We start from the raw sequence: 17,612 nt of genomic DNA on the forward strand, positions 1-17,612 counted from the left end.
CTGGCGAGTCATGAAAGTAACAGCATGCGCGTAACCATTCTCGGCTGCGGCACGTCCGGCGGCGTGCCACGCATCGGCGGCAAGGACGGCAGCGGCGACTGGGGTGCCTGCAATCCGGCCAATCCCAAGAACCGCCGCCGGCGCTGCTCGATCCTCGTCCAGGACCAGGACAAGACCCTTCTGGTCGATACGGCGCCCGACCTGCGGGATCAGCTCATCGATGCCCGCGTCACCCGCATCGATGCCGTCCTGTGGACGCACGATCATGCCGACCAGACCCACGGCATCGACGATCTGCGGGCACTCACCCTGCGTCACGGGCCGGTGGAAGGGTGGGGCGATACCCGCACCTTGAATGTGCTGAAGCAGCGCTTCGGCTACTGCTTCGAGACGGCACGCGGCAGCTTCTACACGGCGCTGTACCGTGCCTGCCTGATCGACGGCCCGTTCGAGGTCGCCGGCATCGCCGTGACGCCGTTCTATCAGCACCACGGCAGCATCATGTCGCTGGGCTTCCGGTTCGGATCGATCGCGTATGCCAACGATGTGGTGAAGCTCGACGAGGCGGCCTTTGCGGCGATGGAAGGAGTCGATACGCTGATCATCGACGCCATGCGCTACACGCCGCATCCCACGCACGCGCACCTCGATCTGACCTTGTCGTGGATCGAGCGCATCCGGCCGCGGCGGGCGATCCTGACCAACATGCATGTCGACATGGACTATGATGAGGTCCGGCATCGGGTGCCGCCGCATGTCGAACCGGCCTATGACGGCATGGTGATCGAGGCTTGAAGCCGATGCTGAATGCACTCCGGTCAAATGTGTTATGGAAAATAATCGGCGGGGCTGGGATTGTCGGAGCGCTGCTTCTGGCGACGCCGGTCCAGGCCCAGCCGCAGCCTCAAGGATCCGGGCTCGACCCTGGTGATTCGACGTTCAAGCTCTTCGCGCGGTCGACCGACGCCAAGAGCCTGCAGGACACCGCCGATCGCATCAACCGCGAATGGACCAGCGCCACGGCCGAAACACTGGTCGATCTGCTGTCCATCTCAGCGGCCGAGGGCTACGGACTGATCCGGTCCAAGGCGGTATCCATCGACCAGAAGGTGCCGCTGGGCTGGCACGCCATCGAGGACAACGAGCGTCTGGCGATCTTCAACCCGGACCGGTCGGTGCGGATCATCGTCTGGCGCGTCGACCTGGCCTACGAAGGCGTGCCCGACCTGGAGAAGTACATGGAGATCAAGGCGGGAGGCCTCCGGTCGCGTTTCCCAGCGATCCAGGCCTCGAGCCGGACCTTGCCGGATGGGCAGGTCCTGGGCGTGTTCAACAACGTGCCAGCCCGCAAGGGCGACCGCGAGCCGCGCGCCATCCTGGACCTGATTACGCCGAACCCGCAGAACCCCAAGCGGGCTGTCCTGATGACATTCGGCACGCCAATGTCCAAAGCACAAGAATTCCTGCCGTTGCTGGCACTTATGGCGACTGGCCGAACCATAACCTGGAAGAAAGACTATTAAGCATTACCATTACGCCATTATATTTTATTTTCCATAATATATATTATACGACAATCATGTTGGACTCTGATCTACAAAGTGAGCTTTTCGGAGTTTCATGTTGATAAGAAAGAAAACTACGACTGGCACCCTTGTAACCATTGCCAGGAGCCTGCTCGCTGCGCCGGCGGGATTCGCGATGGACTGCAGACAGGCCTCTGCCCCCGTTGAGCACGCAATCTGCAGCGACCGGCAGCTTCGGGCCGCGGATGCAGCCATGGGAGACGCTTACGCAAGGCTTCTCAAGACGGCGAACGACGCCGACATCCGCACCATGCTGATCGACGGCCAGAAGCGTTGGCTGGCGCAGCGCGACAGGCTTTTCGATCGCAGGCTGGCCTCGGCGGACAAGGACAGGCAGCGCACCGTCATGCTGTCGGCGATGCAGGACCGTACCCAGGCGCTGGCCGAACGTCCGCTGGTCGCCATTGCGCAGGGACAACGCAAATTTGCTGCTCGCTATACCGGCGGCCCGTTTGCGGGCTTCGAGACCAGCTGCGACTTCCTGCCCGTGCAGGAGAGCTATGTTTACGGCTGCTTCGCTCGCCGCCAGTACCAGCACAATGACCGCGTATGTGTGGTGGATGCGTACTGGGCCACGGGAAGTGTTTACGAGAAACGGTTCGTGGCCGACGTCGTGGACGGCAAGCCCAAGGTGATCGCGACTTGCTCCGTCGGCGGCTTCGAAGGCGAAACGGTGTGTCCAGGCAGCCCTGGCGACCGACCGCGCTGGAACACCCGGCCCAAGGACACCGTACTTACCCCGTCCCTACCGAAAATCGACGCCGAGGTGGGCCCGGACGAGGATGGACCGTGGCTGCGCGCTTGCCTGACCGACCTCACCTACCCGCTGCGCGATCCCTCCCACGACAGCAGTCGGAAATGAGAGTGACCTGGGCCTGGTAGAACGCCGCGTCCGGTCAATAAGCGCATTGGAGCGTGCGCCCGCCGACGTACTGGCAACGCATGATCGTGGACCGTGTCGAGGGCGCCAGTGCCTGTCGTTGTACCTCGATTTGCTCCTGTACGGCGGTCCACGCCGGGAACAAAGCCGAGACGCGTTGCCGCTCTTGGGCTTCGTAGGTATACCAACTGCCAGTGTTGACCTGTTTGCCGATCACGCCGGGGAGCGCTTTGACCCTGTCGTTAGCAGCAGCGGCAATTTGGGCAATGCGGCGGGCATTCTCGCCCCAGGATACCTGGCCCGTCACCAACTGCAGAAACAGACCGTCTGCACCAGTGAAGTATTCAACGAACTCGCCGCCAAAGGACGGATGGACGCCCTCCATCGCCTCCAATTCCTGCTTTCGACACGCCTGGCTTGCCCCGCGACGCATGAACAACAGCAGCACGTCATCCTGTGTCGGCTTGTTGTTGTTCGCCAGAACAGCCGGCGGTGGCTCACGGCCCGCCCAGACAGACTTGCCGCTCAAGCCACGAAAGGCCGGATCGGCTTTGATGGCATCGAAGCACTCATTCTGCGCTGCAGCCACCCGACGGATATCCCGGCGTACCCGGACGATCTCGAACTGCTCCGCCGCTACGCAACCTGCCACCGCCATCGCGCCCAGCAGGACAACCACTGTCCGCAACCGCATCTGCCCCCTACCCTTGTTGTTGCCCGTCTCATACCATGACCGACATCGAATTCGCTCAGCACCGCCTGTAGCGCACCAGAGTCGACATGCGAGCCGGTGACGTAGACCGGCAAGTGCGCGAGACCGATGCCGTCCATCGCCGCGCGCGGGCCGGCATCAATCAGTATCGAGGCTTGCTTGTCCACATCCGGCATCTTCCGTCCGCGCTGACGGTACCTCACTATATGGGTCTGCTGCAGCCCTCGACCGACATCAATGTCGGCCGACAACCGTAGGCGACGATGTGAGTTTTTCCCCGAAGAAGCCCGCCGACAAACCTACCGTGAGCGACCTGCCGCCCGATCCGCTGCAGCGCCTGCTGGCGGTCATGGCGTGGTTGCGTCACCCGGTGCACGGGTGTCCATGGGACCTGAAGCAGGACTTTGCCAGCATCGCGCCATACACGCTTGAAGAAGCGTACGAAGTTGCCGATGCCATCCAGCGGGGCGACCGCGCCGATCTGCGCGAGGAACTGGGCGACCTGTTGCTCCAGGTGGTCTATCACGCCCGCATGGCCGAGGAAGAGGGCGCTTTCGACTTTAAAGATGTTGCCCAAGCCATTGCAGATAAAATGGTAAAACGGCATCCACACGTGTTCGGCGATACCACGGTCGAGGGTGATGAACACCAGAGCGGCGTCTGGGAGCAAATCAAGGCCGTCGAACGCAGCGCCCGTCAGGCCGCCAAGGGAAGCGACGGCAACAACCCGGGACCGGCGAGCGTGCTTGATGGCGTGGCGATCGCCCTGCCCGCCCTCGCCCGCGCCGAGAAGTTACAGAAGCGCGCCGCCCGCGTCGGGTTCGACTGGGGTGCCGCAGGGCCCGTCATCGACAAGATCGAAGAAGAGATCGGCGAACTGAGGGTCGAGGTCGCTGCCCAGGCATCACGCGAGCGGCTGCAGGACGAGGTCGGCGACGTGCTGTTCGCGGTGGCCAACCTGGCGCGCCACCTCAAGATCGACCCAGAGGCTGCCTTGCGCGCAACCAACGCCAAATTCGAGCGCCGCTTCCGCCATATCGAAAACCGGTTGCAGGCGGACAACCGATCGCCGGAAGCCGCCACCCTCGAGGAAATGGAAGCGCTGTGGCAGGAGGCCAAGGCTGCCGAAGCTGAGCGCTGAAGTCCCATTTAAGCCGAGAGTAGGATTCCTGGCTAACCGTCGCAGCGGATTTGCCAGGGCGTCTCGCGGCCATCACGGATAAAGCGTCCGTCGCGGACGCTGTACTCGTTACCGGCGACACGATCGGACAACGATCGGATCCGGTCGCCCGATCGCTGCAAGCTGACCGTGCGGCTCTGCGCCGGCGCCATTTCGATCGTCAACGTGATCGTCCCATCGGAAGCGATGGTCGCACCGGTCACGACTGCGGCACTGCCGGGGCTCGGCAGGCGCTCCCATGTCGCGCCACCGCCCGGGCGCAGGACCAACCGCATGTGGGGCGCGGCGTCACTGGCGGGCTGATCGCAGTCGGCAGCCCACGTTCCGGGCAGTGCCCAGCGCTGCAGGGTGTCGGCTACCGACTGGCCGCGCAGCAACCACGCGAGCAGGCCGACCAGCAACACGGCCGCGACCAGGCTTGATCGCGCCATGGCGGACGTCGCCTTCCCCCGCATTGCCTGCTCCCCAACCTGCGCCGTTGCGCAGGCCCATCGAAACGCCACGATGTGACAAGCACAAGACAGGCAGCATCAGGTCATTGCTGGACTAGTTCGACTCGTCGGTTCTTGGCGCGTCCCTCATCCGTGGTATTGGCGGTGATCGGCGCCAGCGGGCCCATGCCGCGGGCGGTCAGGCGCGCCGCGGCGATCCCGTACTGGCCGGCCAACGACCGCACGACAGCGTCGGCACGCCGCTGCGAGAGGCTGACATTGTATTCCAGCGTGCCCTGATTGTCGGTATGGCCGACGATGTAGACCTTGAGGTTGGCGTTGGCCTGCAGCAGCTTGGCCATTTCATCGAGCTGTGGCTTCGATTCGGCCTTGATATCGGCCTTGTCGAAATCGAAATAGATGCCGTAGATCGCCTGCCTGCCGTCGCGACCGATGTTGGTCGCCATCTCCGGTGCTTGCACCGTCACCATGCGCTTTTCCATGGTGCCGCTTTCGACAACGTCCACGAAAACAGCGACCCGATTGCTGGCCGCTTTGTTGGCGACATTGTCCTGGAACGCCGTGAAAACGATGACATGGACCAACCCGCCCTGCGGCCGGGCCAGCCGCATTACCAGCAGCCGCTGATCGGTGATGTTGGCCGAATAGGCGTGCGCCATGACCTGGTCGGTGGTCAGCCGTCGACCGTCATTGAATTCGTAGAACGGCCGTTCGATCGCATCGCCGCAACGATCGCGGCTGCATTCCCACAGCGGCTCGAACCCGGCGGCGACCAGGGCGTCCTTGTAGTTGCGCATGACTTCCAGCGATGTGCGTTCCAGCGGCGTGACGTAGAGGAGGCGCGTGCGCGCCCCCTCGACCGCATCGATCTTCTCGAAGCGGCGCGTGCCGCTGATCTGGGTCGACGGGCTCAGCGGAATATCGACCTCGGCGAAGCGGTCGGTCTTGTAGCCGATGATGAAAGAGCCTTCATATCGCGGCACCAGCGGATGATCCTTGGCACCAGCCAGGTCACGCGTGATCGGAATGTTCGGCTGCGCCACAGCGGTGCCGATCGCCATGGGTAGACCCACGACAGCAACGATCAGGGCATGACGCAGAACGCCCCTAACCACGGATCGCATGACTTCCCTCCCCCGCCCGCTGTCGGGCTATTTACCCTCGCGAATCGCCTGCGCGGCCGCAACGTAGTGAGCGCACTCCGGGACCTCGCGGACCGTGCGCTTCTGCGGCTTGTCGGCTTCCTTTGACATCTCGCGGCCGCAGGCACGGTCCTCGGCCTCGGTCACGACGCCGCTGGGATATTTCGGCGGCGGCAGCTTGCAGCCGTGCATCTGGGCGAAGCCGATGACATGGCTGAGCGTCGCCTGTGCCGACACCATGGCGGTCCAGGCGACCGTTTGCTGCGGCGCCAGGCGCTGCATATGGAGATCGAGGCGCGCCGCGAGGATGCCAACCTGGGCGTTGCGATACAGGCGGCTGATCTCGGCGCACTCGTCGGCGGCTTGCGCCGGCAGGCTGAACAGGATGGTCACGACCACTACGAACATACGCATGACAACGCCTCCTGCGCACGGGAGCCCGCGCTTACTGAGCGCTCGCTAATGTCTATCGGTCGCGGGAACAGCCTCATAGTGCCGAAAGTCATATGGCGCGCGTGACGGCGCCGGTCTGCAGCGAAGCGCCGCGCTGCAGGGAGACGGCGATCAGACCACGAGGTGGCCACGCTTGTCGGCGACGCCGATCTCGGCGCGGACGCCGCTGTTGAACTCGAGATAGTCGGCTTCGATGCCGTCGCTGAAGATCACACCGTTCTCCGGCGTCTGCGAAACCAGGGTCAATGTGGCCGGTGCCTCCAGGCGGCCGAACACGATGGACGCGGACGTGGTGCGGCTGGGGAACGGCTCGCGCACCGCAAAGTGCAGGCGCTCGGCATCCCACGGGAATGCCGGCGACGGTTCAGCCACGTCGTCGGCCGGTAACAATACGCGCGTGGTCGCGCGCCAGCCGGCATAGACGCTCTTCAGCCAGCCGCTGGAGCCCAACCCGGTCGAGACGATGACGCCGCTCGACGACTGTGTCTCTTCGTGATCGCCCAAGCGGATGGTGTAGCGCGCCGACGTGTGCGAACGCGGTCCGATGAAGAGGTCGTTGACGCCGTACAATGTCTGGCCGGTGTTGAGGCTGGCCTGTGCCATCACCACCTGCCGGATCGGCCGTCGACCGGCGAGCGCTTCGCCGGCGATCGCGCCGACGTCGGCAGCCGTGAACGGCAACAGCACGCCGTCCCAGCGCGCCGGATCGGGGTTCACACCCACCACCGATTGGGTGTCGAGGTACTTCAGCGTGTTGGCAACCAGGCCATCCTGGCCCAGCACGACGATCAGGTCGTGCGGGCCGAAGACGAAGTTGGGCAGGAATCTGCGCTCCAGCCGCTGCACGCGGCCGACATCGGCCAGTGCCGTGGTGGTCTGCGCCACGGCCGCGTGGTAGCGGCCGTGTTCGGCGAGGTAATCGCCGAAATCAGTGCCCAGGCGCTCGACATAGAACTGTGCCTGCCGCTCGGTATTGAAGCGCGCGACGAGGTCGTCGAGCCGGGTCGGGCGCGTGACCAGCACGATGCGGCGGTCTTCCGTGGCCATGGCGGCCTCCTGTTCCCTGCCCTGCCGCGCCCTAAGACGCCTTGCGCGCCGGCGGTGCGCGCCGGTTCAGCAGTTCACCCAGCAGTTCGGGCGAAATGTTGAGCTGGCCGATCTTGTCGGCATTGCCGGCCAGATCGCGGAACGCGGCGGCGATCATCTGGTCCGGCCGCATGCCCGCTGTGGCGAGCGCTTCCAGCACCCGCGGATCGACGCTGGCCGCCGCCCGCATGAGGGCCGCCACGCCGTGGGCCTTCGCTTCGCCCTCCTGGCGCATATTGGCGGTGGCCAGTTCGACCAGCCGGCCGTTCTTCTCTTCCAGCGTGATCTTGCCGCTCATCTCGGCCTCGGCGATTTCCTGGCGCTTGGCCTGGACCGCCTGCTCCGCCTCCATCTGCACTTCGCGGATCTCACGCTTCTTGGCTTCAACCGCGATCTCGGTGCGCAACTCGTTCTCCTTGATCGCACGCTCCTGCTCCACGGCGGCATTGCGGCGGGCATAGATCGCCTCGTCCGCGCGCTTGAGCAGATCCTCGCGCACCTCCGCCTCCAGGGCCCGTGCCGTTTCGGGCTTGGGTCGGATCGCGAGGATGGAGAAGCCGAGGATCTCCAACCCCAGCGCTGTGATGACGGGATCATTGCCCAGGCCGGCGCCGACCCGTGCCACCAGCGAGTCGCCGGCCGTCAACGCCTCGCGCAGTGGCAGCGCCTGGATCTCGGTCTTGATCGATGCCTGCAGGCGATCCTGCAAGCGCTGCGGCAGCTTCTGCGGATCTTCCGAGGCGTAGCGGCCGCTGGCATTGAGGGTAAAATCCATCACCTCGGCGATGCGTTCCGGCTCGCCGATGCGCCAGGTCAGCTGGCCCTGGATCGTCACCGCCTGCCAGTCCGCCGTCGTCTCCTCGAAGATGAACGGCGCATCGCTGCTGGCGGTCGGCACGACCACCAGCGACGTCGACGGCGCGAAATAGAAGAAGGAAAGCCCGGTGCCGGCGCGCACGCGCTGCCCGTCACGGTAACGGATCACATACTGGGTCGGCTGGGTCTTGAGGAACCGGACGCCGAACATCGAAGCCTCCTGTCGAGCGACGACCACGCGGCCGCCTTCCATGCCCTCAACATAAGAGGCTTAGTGGTATTTTCAACGAAGTTAATATATATTCACATATAAGTTCGTAGATAATACCATCTAAGGCGCGTCCGCGACTGGAACCCAGGAAAAACGACCTCGCCCAATGACCTCCCGACAGCAGAAATCTGGCGCCGGACCGGTTCCGCCGCCTGCCGAGCGCCCCTTGCTGACCGTTGACGTGGCGATCCTCACCGTGCGGGACGACGCCCTGCAGGCGCTGCTGATGCGCCGCGCCGAGCCGCCGCATACCGGTCGTTGGGCGCTACCCGGTGGCTTCATCCGCCAGGACGACATTTCGTTGGAGGGCGCGGCGCGCCGCGTGCTGCTGGACAAGACCGGCATCGAAACGCCCTATCTGGAGCAGCTGGAAAGCTACGGAGATCCCCGCCGCGACCCGCGCGGGTGGTCGGCGACCGTTGCCTACGTGGCTTTGATCGCCTCTGATCAACTGGAGCCCCGGCACGGACGCAATGCCGATGCCGCCGCCTGGTGGCCCGTGGTCGGCACGTCGGTGGCGCCCAATCTGGCCTTCGACCATGCGCGGATCCTGGCCGGCGCCATCGCGCGCGTGCGCGCCAAGGTCGAGTACACCACGCTGCCGGTCCATCTGCTGCCGGTGAAATTCACCCTGCCCGACCTGCAGCGGGTCTACGAACAGCTGCTGGGGCGCAAGCTCGACAAGTCGGCATTCCGCAAGCGGATCGCCGAGGTCGATTTCCTGGAGCCGGTTGAAGGCGAACGGCGTCCCGCCAGCAACCGCCCGGCGCAACTCTGGCGGATCAAACCGGGCCACCGCACGGTGTTCTTCGACCGCACGATCTGACCCGTCGAGACACGCAGGCGCGGTTGCATCGCCTGCTCTCATGATCCACAAAACGTTCAACGGAATAATCTAGCCCCCGGAGCCGGTCTCGATGGCTGCTAACAAACGCGTGGTCCGCTCGGATCTCTGGATCGACGCTGCCTTTGATGCGCGGCTGTCGCGCGAAGCGGATGTGTCCGTGCGAGTCTTTCCGGTTCGCGGCAATCCCGCCGCCATTTGGGACATCCTGTCAGACGCCCATGTCTACCACGTCTCGGCCGCCAAGGACGAATTGCCGAGGGAATGGTTCGCAGGCGCCGATCTCGTCGCGCGCTGCCCCAACTTGCTCTGCGTCTCGTCAGGCGGCGCCGGCTACGACACTGTCGATGTGGCCGCCTGCACCGCGGCCGGCATCGCCGTGGTCAATCAGGCCGGCGGCAACGCGGTTTCCGTTGCCGAGCATACTCTGGGCCTCATGCTCGGTGTTTCGCGCAGGATGCTTGAATGTGACCGTCGCATGCGCCGCGAGATCGGGTATGCGCGCGAAGAGGTGATGGGACGCGAGATCAACGGCAAGACCGTGGGCCTGGTGGGCATCGGGTACGTCGGCAAGCGGGTTGCCGAGCTCGCCCGTGCCTTTGGCATGGAGGTGATCGCCACCGATCCGTTTCTGTCGGCCAAGGAAATCGTGCGGCGCGGTGCGCGGGCGGTGTCTTTCGACGAACTGCTCGCGCAGTCCGACTTCGTATCGCTGCACTGTCCGCGCGATGCCGGTACGTTGAAGCTGATGAACGCCGACGCCTTCGGCCGCATGAAGAAAGGGTCAGTCTTCATCACCACGGCACGCGGCGGCATCCACGACGAAGCGGCGCTGATTGAGGCCCTGCAGTCAGGTCACCTGGCCGGCGCGGGCCTGGATGTGTGGGACCAGGAGCCTCCCGCACTTGACCACCCCCTGCTGGCAATGGACAACGTTTTCGCCACCTTCCATGTTGCCGGCGTCACTCACGAAGGCCGCCGCAACATCGCGACGATCGCCGCAGATCAGATCGCCGGCCTCCTGTCCGGAGGACGTCCGCCGCGACTGATCAATCCCGCGGTCTGGCCAGAAGTAGAAAAGCGTCGCGCCCGGGTTCTCGGCTAGGCCACAATGTCGGGAGTTGCTCTCCAAACAAGAATTATGACGCCTGGAGCCTAGACGGCCGCGAGCGTCTGGTTGAGTTGCGCAGCATAGGCCGGGTCGGCGAGCTTCTTGGAGGCGAACCGTTCATCGCCGCGCGGCACCAGCAGGATGATTGACGGTGCCAGGATGGCAGGCGGCGGTGGTGGGTCGATCCGCCCCTCCGGCATTTCGACCTCGGCCAGCGCGAAATAGGTCGCACCGTCGGTCTTGAAGAAATCGACGTCCCAGCCGCAATCGCCAGCATCCAGGTGGAACCGCACTTTCTCAAGAGACTCGCGGCGCAGGGTCCATAGACGCTCGAAATCGACAGCCGACATGGCCGTTTCGATCTCGACCATCTCGCCATTCACCGGCCGTTTGAAGGAGAAGATATGCTCGATGTCGGCTGCGCTCTCGAATCGACGAATGCGCAGTCCTGGCGCGTCGAGATAGGCCTGTCGAATGGCCCGGCGCGTCCAGGGCGGGCAGGCCACCGCCAACGCCTGTTCCAGCCGGCCGGCGGGATCGCGCAGCACCAGTTTGCGTTCGTTTTCGATCGGCATGCCTATCCTCCGGCCGGGACGCTTTTCGTTTGCACTGCCACGGCGCGGCATGGCGGAATGCCGGCATGACCGATACGCTCGACACTCTGCCGACACCGTGCCTCATCCTCGACCGCGCCGTCCTGCGGCGCAATGTCCGACGGATGACCGACCGCCTGAAGCCCGCCGGGCTGCAGCTGCGGCCACACCTCAAGACCGCCAAGTCCGTCGACGTCGGCCGCTTGGCGACCGCCGCGTTCGACGGCCGCATCACGGTCTCGACGCTGGCCGAGGCGAAGTACTTCGCCGGCGGCGGCTTCAAGGACATCCTCTATGGCGTCGGCATCGTGCCATCCAAACTGCCGGCGGTCAGTGCGCTGCGGCGCCAGGGTGTAAACCTGCGTGTCGTCACCGACAATATGACGGTGGCGAAGGCGATCGCCGACGCCGCCAAAGGGGGCGACGACTTCTCCGTTTTTATCGAAATCGACAGCGGCGGTGGGCGTGCCGGGCTGCCCTATCCCGACCTGTCGCATCTCGTGCCGATCGCACGCGTGCTGACCGGCGGCGCCAATGTCGAACTGGCCGGCGTCATGACGCATGGCGGCCACTCGTACCACGAGAACACGCCGGACGGCATTGCCCGGGTCGCCGAGCAGGAGCGGCAGGCCGTGGTCGCAGCGGCGACGCAGCTGCGTGACGCCGGTATCCCCTGCCCCATCGTCAGCGCCGGCTCGACACCCACGGCCATGCACGCACGCAGCTTCGAGGGACTCACGGAGATGCGGCCTGGTGTCTTCGTGTTCAACGACCTGGACCAGGCCGGCATCGGCTCTTGCGGCGACGGCGATATCGCGCTGTCGGTGATGGCGTCGGTGATCGGGCACTATCCCCATCGCAACCAGCTCCTGATCGATGCCGGGGCACTGGCGCTGAGCAAGGACATCAGCGCCCAGGAGTTCATGCCCAAGGCCGGTTACGGTTTCATCAAGGACGCGCCGGTCAAGGACCTCGCCGTCATCGCCTGCTCGCAGGAGCACGGCTTCGTACAAGCCGACGCGCCGCTGCCCTATGACAAGCTGCCGATCGGCAGCCGTGTCCGCGTCTGGCCCAACCACGCCTGCATCACCGCCGCTGCCTATGACCGCTATCATGTGGTCGACAGCGAGGAGAGCGACGGGCGTACCGTCGTGGCCACATACGACCGTATCAACGGCTGGTGAGACATGAGACTGCGGCGGCTGATGCTGGCCGCGGTCGCGCTGATTGCCGTGCTGAGCGGCAGCGTGGCTGCTGCACAGCCCGCGATCGGTGCACGCACCATCACGGTCGAGGACCTGCCGGGTGAGCCGTCGATACCGCTCACCATTTGGTATCCGGCAATGGAACGTGGCGTGCGTGCCGATGGTGAACCGGCCGCTACAGCCACCGCACCGCTGCCGGGACGTCACCGGCTGATCGTGCTGTCACACGGCTCGGGCGGCATGCCGCTCAACCACCGCAGCCTCATTTTTCACCTCGTCGAGACCGGATCCATCGTTGCCGCTCCGTTGCACCCCTACGACAACGGGGCCGATCACTCAGGGCCGGGCACCGACCTGCAGCTCCTGGGACGGCCCCGGCACATCGCGCGCAGCATCGATGCCCTGCTGGCGCATGCAACGTTCGGCCCGCTCATCGATGCCCAGCGCATCGGACTGGTCGGCTATTCGGCAGGCGGCTACACCGGCCTGGTCGTGGTAGGCGGCCGTCCGGATTTCGCGCTCGGGCCGGCCCATTGCGCACAGGCGTCACGCGACAGCGGCTTCTGCGGCTGGATGCGCCGCGGCGGCATCCGGCGCCTGCGCCCGGACTGGACGATCGTGCATGACCCGCGCGTGCGTGCCGCCGTGCTGCTGGCGCCGGCCTATGGCATCTACTTCGACCGCAGGGGACTGGCAGAAATCACAGCGCCTCTGCGCATCTATCGTGCCGAGGCCGATGAGATCGTGCTGCACCCCTATAACGAGGACCAACTGCGTCGTGCCCTGCCGCGGTTCCCGGAGTACGTCGTGGTGCCGGGCGGACACTTCGTGTTCGTATCGCCGTGCCGAGGATGGACGTCGAGCGTCTGGTGCCGGGATCCGCCTGGCGTCGATCGCGCCGCTGTTCATCGGCGGATGAATGGCGAGATCTTTGATTTCTTCAATCGCAGCCTGGGCAAGGACTGAGCGCCATGAAAACAGTGATCCATAACCCGACACAAGGGATCTACCCCGCGACGGCGGACTACGTGCATGCCATCGAGGTCCAGGCGCCGGCTCGCCTTCTGTTCGTGAGTGGCACAATGGGCCTGGATGCGCACGGGATCGCCGGCACGTCGCTGGACGCGCAGCTTGAGCTGATATGGTCGAACATTCGCACCATTCTGGCCAGCGCCGGCATGACGACTGACAATATCATGCGTCTGACCAGCTACCTGCGTGATCCCGCCTATGCCGAGGCCAACGCCGTCGCACGCACGCGCGCACTCGGCAGTCGCCGGATTCCGACCACCGCGATCGTCGCCCAGACGTTGGCTCCCGACTGGCTGGTCGAGATCGAGGTGATCGCTGCCGCCTGACACTGAGGGCATATCGCATCCGGGGAACTCAACATGCTCGACAAAATCGCACGCTGGCTGTTTGCCGCGCTGGTGCTGTTCGCAATGCCGTCGCTGGCGCAGCAGCCTCGACCCAAAGTGCCGTTCAATGTCGGATTGCGCGAGGTCGTCTATCCGGACGAGTTCGAGCCGGCGGGAATCCCCACGCTGCTGTGGTATCCGACGCAGGCCCAACCGGTGCCGTGGAGTACCGGCACCTTCATCATCAACACCCGCAAGGATGCAGCGCCGGCACCCGGCCGCCGTCCGTTGGTCGTCCTGTCGCACGGCAGCTACGGCGAACCTTACCCGCTGCACGACTATGCGGAGTATCTCGCCGCGCGCGGCTACGTCGTGGCCACCCCCAAGCATCCGCGAGACAACAACGCGGACTCCTCCGGGACGTACTCGGACCTGCAGCTCGTCGGCCGTTCGCGCCACATTGCTCGGGTCATTGACGGGGTACTGCAAGACCCGGTGTTCGGTCCTCTCGTCGACCAGCAGAAGATCGGCATGATCGGCTTCTCCGCCGGCGGATTCACGGCGCTGACCGTATTGGGGGCCGTTCCCGATTTCGCGCGGCTGGCCGAATACTGCCAAGGCCAAAGCGACGACGGCGCGGCCTGCGCCGGTGGCCTCAAAGGCAAGGTCCGTATCGAGCGGCCGGACTGGCGCCAGACACCCGACCCCCGCGTCAAGGCCGCCGTCATCATGGCGCCCGGCTACGGCTTCATGTTCTCGCGCAAGACCCTGCAGGAGGTGACCCGGCCGGTGCTGATCTATCGCGCTGCCAACGACAGCACGATCCGCCATCCTTACAGTGAGGAATGGATCGCCGAGAACCTGGGGCGAAAGCCCGAGTATCACGTCGTCCCGGGCGAGCATCTGACCTTTTTCAGCCCCTGCGTGCCGGAGCGAGTGACACACGACATCTGCCGGGAAGCGCCGGGCGTCGACCGCCGTGCCATCCATGACGAAATCAACGCCAGCATCCTCGACTTTTTTGAGCGAACACTTCCTTAAGTGCTCATAAAACAAGGCAAATTGCGGCGGTCAAACCCTGCTTTGGCCACGATGCTTCCCTGTCGCTGACGATATTGGCTCCCACCTTCATGTCGTTATCGGCATGTTCGGGAGAGAGTCATGATGAAGAATGTCATCGCCTTGTCGTTTGCCGCGGTGCTGGCGAGCGCCTGCGGTGATACCTGGGGCCAGCGCGCCGTAACCGGCGGCGCCGTCGGCGCGGGCGCCGGTGCCCTGGTCGGCGGCTCGACCGATATGGGCGTGTTGCCAGGCGCTCTGATCGGCGGCGCACTCGGCGCCGGCGTCGGCGCCGCAACGACCCCCAAGCGTCGCCACTATCGCGACCGTTACTACGATCGCTACTACTAGTCAGACCGCGTGATGTCGAAACGGGCGGCTCTTCGGAGCCGCCCGTTTTCGTTCGGCCGCCCCGCTACAGCGAGTTCACCGTATGCCCGCCGTCGACCACGATGTTGGCACCGGTCATGAAGGTGCCGGCATCGGACGCCAGCAGCAGCAACGCGCCGTCGAGATGCGCGGGCTTGCCCAGGCGCCTCTGCGGCACGCGCTCGATCAGCCGTTGCCCCGCCGGCGTCTGCCAGAACGCATCGTTCATCTCCGTCTCGATATAGCCCGGTGAAATCGCGTTGACCTGGATGCCATGGCGCGCCCATTCCATGGCCAGCGCCCGCGTCAGGTGCAGCAGGCCCGCCTTGGCGGCGTTGTACGGCGCCACCTGGCCGATGGTGCGCAGGCCCAGGATGGATGCGATGTTGATGATGCGCCCTGCCCGCCTAGCCGCCGTCATGTGCTGCGCCGCCGTCTGCGCCACCAGCCAGGCGCCCCGCAGGTTGGTATTGACCACCTCGTCCCAGGTCGCCTCGGGCATCTCCAGCGCCGGCTTCACGATGGAGATACCGGCATTGTTGACCACGACGTCGATCGGTCCCAGCGCCGCTTCGGCCTCGGCGTAGCCGGCGCGGACCGAGTCACCGGCCGTTACGTCCATGGCGATCGCCGCGGCCTTGCCGCCGGCCGCCTGGATCTCGTTGACAAGGGACTCCAGCCGATCGCGGCGCCGTGCCGTTACCGCGACCGCCGCGCCGTTGGCCGACAGCGTGCGCGCGAAATGCAGGCCCAGGCCCGAGGAGGCACCGGTCACCAGCGCCACCTTGCCGGTCAGGTCGAATATCTTGGACATGCGCGTATCACCCCTGTTTCATGCCGGCCGTCGGGGCGCCGTTATAGGCGCCCCATCCGCTCAGGCAAACCCATTCGGGGGCAATCATGGATCTCGGACTCAAAGGCCAGCGCGTGCTGGTGACCGGCGGCACCAAGAGCATCGGCCGCGCGATTGTGGAGTGCTTCCTGGCCGAAGGCACCGCAGTCGGCTTCTGCGCCCGCGACACGGCCCTGGTGAAGGAGCGCGAGGCGGCCTGGAAGGCCAAGGGCGGCGACGTCGCCGGCACGGCGCTGGATGTCACGGACGCGGCGGCGCTGAAGGCCTGGATGGAGGGCTATGCCGCCAAGGGGGGTGTCGACCATGTCGTGGCCAACGTCAGTGCGCTGGGTACCGACGATACGGCCGAGGGCTGGCGGCGCGCCATCGAGATCGACCTCGTCTCGACCGTGAACACGCTGCACATTGCGCGGGCACTGCTGGAGAAGAACGCGTCAGGCGGCACGATCACCGTGATCGGCACCGTATCGCTGGTCGAGGTGGCCGGTCCGACGCAGCCCTATCGTTCGGTGAAGGCAGCCCTGGTGCCGTTGGTGAAATCGCTCGCCATCGACCTCGCCGCCAAGGGCATCCGCGTCAACATGGTGTCGCCCGGCACCATCCTCGAGGACGGCAACACCTGGGGCCAGCAGCGCGATGCCAACACCGAACGCTATCAGCGCATGCTGGCGCGCAATCCGATGGGACGCATGGGCCGGCCCGACGAGATCGCCGACGCGGTGGTCTACCTGGCAAGCCGCCGGGCCAGCTTCGTGAGCGGCGCCAACTTCATTGCCGATGGCGCGCTGACGGCGCGGGTGCAGTACTGATCTCAACCCATCTCGGCGACCTCGACCTGCACGTCGCTGTTGCGGCAGATGTCGTGCAGGCGGGCCGGCAACGGCGCATCGGTCACGAAATAGTCGAGCTGCGAGAGGTGGCCGATGCGCACCGGCGCCGTGCGCTCGAACTTCATGCGGTCGGCCACCAGGATGGACTGGCGGGCGCAGTCCATGATGGCGCGCGCCACCTTGACCTCACGGTAGTCGTAGTCGAGCAGTGCGCCATCCTCGTCGATCGCCGAGGTGCCGACGATGGCGTAGTCGACCTTGAACTGGCGGATGAAGTCGACGGCCGCCTCGCCCACGATGCCGCCATCCGAGTGACGGACGACACCGCCGACCACGATGATCTCGATCTGATCGAAGCCCTGCAGGATGTTGATCACGTGTGCGTTGTTGGTGATCACCATCAACCCCTGCTTGCCGCGCAGCGCGGTGGCGACTTGCTCGGTCGTCGTGCCGATGTTGATGAGCAATGACGAATTGTCCGGGATCAGCGCCGCCGCCCTGAGCCCGATGCGCCGCTTCTCTTCGGTGGCGAGCTTGCGCCGCGCCTCGTAACCGACATTGGCGACACCCGACGCCAGGATGGCGCCGCCATGGAACCGCTGCAGGACGCCGCGATCGCAGAGGTCGTTGAGGTCCTTGCGAATGGTCTGCGGCGTGACGTTGAACTGTTCGGCAAGGCCTTCGACGCTCACACGCCCACGCGATCTGGCAAGAGCGACGATGTCCACCTGCCGGGGTGTCCATGGCTCCATTCCCTCGCCCCTCCTGTGCGGTTTCGATCTCTTTCGGTTTCACGCGGTGTTGTTATGAAC

The 17,612-nt window shown here is 65.2% G+C and carries 21 protein-coding genes; 12 read left to right on the forward strand and 9 right to left on the reverse strand.

The genetic code is table 11. The features are described 5' to 3' along the window. Positions 1-24 precede the first annotated feature (24 nt). The 3 genes from FQU96_RS16765 (at position 25) to FQU96_RS16775 (ending at position 2,448) form a co-directional block, all read left to right on the forward strand. Complete coding sequence (locus FQU96_RS16765) at positions 25-795, forward strand: MBL fold metallo-hydrolase (protein WP_146542440.1); 771 nt, start codon at positions 25-27, stop codon at positions 793-795. 5 nt (positions 796-800) lie between these two features. Then, on the forward strand, positions 801-1,523 hold the full coding sequence (locus tag FQU96_RS16770; protein ID WP_146542441.1) for a hypothetical protein: 723 nt from the start codon (positions 801-803) through the stop codon (positions 1,521-1,523). A gap of 178 nt (positions 1,524-1,701) precedes the next feature. Beyond that, entirely contained in the window at positions 1,702-2,448 is a 747-nt protein-coding gene (locus FQU96_RS16775) for a lysozyme inhibitor LprI family protein (protein WP_218574749.1), read from the forward strand. A 34-nt stretch (positions 2,449-2,482) separates the two neighbouring features. Here the strand turns inward: FQU96_RS16775 and FQU96_RS16780 are convergent, their stop codons facing one another. Next, positions 2,483-3,145: a hypothetical protein gene (locus tag FQU96_RS16780; RefSeq protein WP_146542443.1), complete on the reverse strand. Its 663-nt coding sequence runs from the start codon at positions 3,143-3,145 to the stop codon at positions 2,483-2,485. Positions 3,146-3,482: 337 nt separating this feature from the next. Between FQU96_RS16780 and mazG the strand changes: the two genes are divergently transcribed. Then, positions 3,483-4,319 carry a nucleoside triphosphate pyrophosphohydrolase gene (mazG, locus tag FQU96_RS16785; protein ID WP_255468383.1) on the forward strand — a complete coding sequence of 279 codons (837 nt, stop codon included), beginning with the start codon at positions 3,483-3,485 and terminating at the stop codon, positions 4,317-4,319. Between the two features lie 32 nt (positions 4,320-4,351). Here mazG and FQU96_RS16790 read toward each other — a convergent pair whose 3' ends face one another. From FQU96_RS16790 to FQU96_RS16810, 5 genes are all read right to left on the reverse strand, one after another. After that, entirely contained in the window at positions 4,352-4,789 is a 438-nt protein-coding gene (locus tag FQU96_RS16790; protein WP_146542444.1) for a hypothetical protein, read from the reverse strand. 104 nt (positions 4,790-4,893) lie between these two features. Further along, complete coding sequence (locus FQU96_RS16795) at positions 4,894-5,934, reverse strand: OmpA family protein (RefSeq protein ID WP_146542445.1); 1,041 nt, start codon at positions 5,932-5,934, stop codon at positions 4,894-4,896. 27 nt (positions 5,935-5,961) lie between these two features. After that, positions 5,962-6,366, reverse strand: a complete 405-nt coding sequence (locus FQU96_RS16800; protein WP_146542446.1) for a hypothetical protein — start codon at positions 6,364-6,366, stop codon at positions 5,962-5,964. Between the two features lie 150 nt (positions 6,367-6,516). Next, a complete protein-coding gene (locus tag FQU96_RS16805) occupies positions 6,517-7,452 on the reverse strand; it encodes a sugar kinase (protein ID WP_146542447.1) in 936 nt (311 codons plus the stop codon). A gap of 31 nt (positions 7,453-7,483) precedes the next feature. Next, on the reverse strand, positions 7,484-8,518 hold the full coding sequence (locus tag FQU96_RS16810; protein WP_146542448.1) for an SPFH domain-containing protein: 1,035 nt from the start codon (positions 8,516-8,518) through the stop codon (positions 7,484-7,486). Between the two features lie 226 nt (positions 8,519-8,744). On the opposite strand from FQU96_RS16810, the gene FQU96_RS16815 reads away from it, so the two are divergent. Then, a complete protein-coding gene (locus FQU96_RS16815) occupies positions 8,745-9,404 on the forward strand; it encodes an NUDIX domain-containing protein (RefSeq protein WP_255468384.1) in 660 nt (219 codons plus the stop codon). 109 nt (positions 9,405-9,513) lie between these two features. Further along, positions 9,514-10,527 (forward strand): hydroxyacid dehydrogenase, encoded by a 1,014-nt coding sequence (locus FQU96_RS16820; protein ID WP_255468385.1) that lies wholly within the window; start codon positions 9,514-9,516, stop codon positions 10,525-10,527. A gap of 50 nt (positions 10,528-10,577) precedes the next feature. Here FQU96_RS16820 and FQU96_RS16825 read toward each other — a convergent pair whose 3' ends face one another. Continuing rightward, the gene (locus tag FQU96_RS16825) at positions 10,578-11,108 is read right to left on the reverse strand and encodes a hypothetical protein (RefSeq protein ID WP_146542451.1); all 531 of its coding nucleotides are present in this window, start codon (positions 11,106-11,108) and stop codon (positions 10,578-10,580) included. Between the two features lie 65 nt (positions 11,109-11,173). Here FQU96_RS16825 and FQU96_RS16830 point away from each other — a divergent pair, with 65 nt between their 5' ends. The 5 genes from FQU96_RS16830 to FQU96_RS16850 all read left to right on the forward strand — a co-directional run bounded on the left by FQU96_RS16830 (position 11,174) and on the right by FQU96_RS16850 (position 15,099). Beyond that, positions 11,174-12,310, forward strand: a complete 1,137-nt coding sequence (locus FQU96_RS16830; protein WP_146542452.1) for an alanine racemase — start codon at positions 11,174-11,176, stop codon at positions 12,308-12,310. A 3-nt stretch (positions 12,311-12,313) separates the two neighbouring features. Next, positions 12,314-13,297: a hypothetical protein gene (locus FQU96_RS16835; protein WP_146542453.1), complete on the forward strand. Its 984-nt coding sequence runs from the start codon at positions 12,314-12,316 to the stop codon at positions 13,295-13,297. Positions 13,298-13,302: 5 nt separating this feature from the next. Beyond that, positions 13,303-13,689 (forward strand): RidA family protein, encoded by a 387-nt coding sequence (locus FQU96_RS16840; protein ID WP_146542454.1) that lies wholly within the window; start codon positions 13,303-13,305, stop codon positions 13,687-13,689. Positions 13,690-13,722: 33 nt separating this feature from the next. Beyond that, complete coding sequence (locus FQU96_RS16845; RefSeq protein ID WP_146542455.1) at positions 13,723-14,730, forward strand: hypothetical protein; 1,008 nt, start codon at positions 13,723-13,725, stop codon at positions 14,728-14,730. Between the two features lie 120 nt (positions 14,731-14,850). Continuing rightward, complete coding sequence (locus tag FQU96_RS16850) at positions 14,851-15,099, forward strand: bacteriocin (RefSeq protein ID WP_218574750.1); 249 nt, start codon at positions 14,851-14,853, stop codon at positions 15,097-15,099. Positions 15,100-15,163: 64 nt separating this feature from the next. Here FQU96_RS16850 and FQU96_RS16855 read toward each other — a convergent pair whose 3' ends face one another. After that, complete coding sequence (locus FQU96_RS16855; protein ID WP_146542456.1) at positions 15,164-15,931, reverse strand: SDR family NAD(P)-dependent oxidoreductase; 768 nt, start codon at positions 15,929-15,931, stop codon at positions 15,164-15,166. Positions 15,932-16,017: 86 nt separating this feature from the next. Here FQU96_RS16855 and FQU96_RS16860 point away from each other — a divergent pair, with 86 nt between their 5' ends. Then, complete coding sequence (locus tag FQU96_RS16860) at positions 16,018-16,779, forward strand: SDR family NAD(P)-dependent oxidoreductase (RefSeq protein WP_146542457.1); 762 nt, start codon at positions 16,018-16,020, stop codon at positions 16,777-16,779. A 2-nt stretch (positions 16,780-16,781) separates the two neighbouring features. Here FQU96_RS16860 and FQU96_RS16865 read toward each other — a convergent pair whose 3' ends face one another. Continuing rightward, positions 16,782-17,552, reverse strand: a complete 771-nt coding sequence (locus tag FQU96_RS16865) for a DeoR/GlpR family DNA-binding transcription regulator (RefSeq protein WP_146542458.1) — start codon at positions 17,550-17,552, stop codon at positions 16,782-16,784. Positions 17,553-17,612: the final 60 nt, after the last annotated feature.

It is taken from the genome of Reyranella sp. CPCC 100927, assembly GCF_007859315.1.
GTDB lineage: Bacteria > Pseudomonadota > Alphaproteobacteria > Reyranellales > Reyranellaceae > Vineibacter.

What these genes read in the sequence shown, in the direction of transcription:
- FQU96_RS16765 (WP_146542440.1), top strand. Translation starts at nt 25, where the DNA reads ATGCGCGTAACCATTCTCGGCTGCGGCACGTCCGGCGGCGTGCCACGC.
- FQU96_RS16770 (WP_146542441.1), top strand. Translation starts at nt 801, where the DNA reads ATGCTGAATGCACTCCGGTCAAATGTGTTATGGAAAATAATCGGCGGG.
- FQU96_RS16775 (WP_218574749.1), top strand. Translation starts at nt 1,702, where the DNA reads ATGGACTGCAGACAGGCCTCTGCCCCCGTTGAGCACGCAATCTGCAGC.
- FQU96_RS16790 (WP_146542444.1), bottom strand. Translation starts at nt 4,789, where the DNA reads ATGGCGCGATCAAGCCTGGTCGCGGCCGTGTTGCTGGTCGGCCTGCTC.
- FQU96_RS16795 (WP_146542445.1), bottom strand. Translation starts at nt 5,934, where the DNA reads ATGCGATCCGTGGTTAGGGGCGTTCTGCGTCATGCCCTGATCGTTGCT.
- FQU96_RS16800 (WP_146542446.1), bottom strand. Translation starts at nt 6,366, where the DNA reads ATGCGTATGTTCGTAGTGGTCGTGACCATCCTGTTCAGCCTGCCGGCG.
- FQU96_RS16805 (WP_146542447.1), bottom strand. Translation starts at nt 7,452, where the DNA reads ATGGCCACGGAAGACCGCCGCATCGTGCTGGTCACGCGCCCGACCCGG.
- FQU96_RS16810 (WP_146542448.1), bottom strand. Translation starts at nt 8,518, where the DNA reads ATGTTCGGCGTCCGGTTCCTCAAGACCCAGCCGACCCAGTATGTGATC.
- FQU96_RS16825 (WP_146542451.1), bottom strand. Translation starts at nt 11,108, where the DNA reads ATGCCGATCGAAAACGAACGCAAACTGGTGCTGCGCGATCCCGCCGGC.
- FQU96_RS16830 (WP_146542452.1), top strand. Translation starts at nt 11,174, where the DNA reads ATGACCGATACGCTCGACACTCTGCCGACACCGTGCCTCATCCTCGAC.
- FQU96_RS16835 (WP_146542453.1), top strand. Translation starts at nt 12,314, where the DNA reads ATGAGACTGCGGCGGCTGATGCTGGCCGCGGTCGCGCTGATTGCCGTG.
- FQU96_RS16840 (WP_146542454.1), top strand. Translation starts at nt 13,303, where the DNA reads ATGAAAACAGTGATCCATAACCCGACACAAGGGATCTACCCCGCGACG.
- FQU96_RS16845 (WP_146542455.1), top strand. Translation starts at nt 13,723, where the DNA reads ATGCTCGACAAAATCGCACGCTGGCTGTTTGCCGCGCTGGTGCTGTTC.
- FQU96_RS16850 (WP_218574750.1), top strand. Translation starts at nt 14,851, where the DNA reads ATGATGAAGAATGTCATCGCCTTGTCGTTTGCCGCGGTGCTGGCGAGC.
- FQU96_RS16855 (WP_146542456.1), bottom strand. Translation starts at nt 15,931, where the DNA reads ATGTCCAAGATATTCGACCTGACCGGCAAGGTGGCGCTGGTGACCGGT.
- FQU96_RS16860 (WP_146542457.1), top strand. Translation starts at nt 16,018, where the DNA reads ATGGATCTCGGACTCAAAGGCCAGCGCGTGCTGGTGACCGGCGGCACC.
- FQU96_RS16865 (WP_146542458.1), bottom strand. Translation starts at nt 17,552, where the DNA reads ATGGAGCCATGGACACCCCGGCAGGTGGACATCGTCGCTCTTGCCAGA.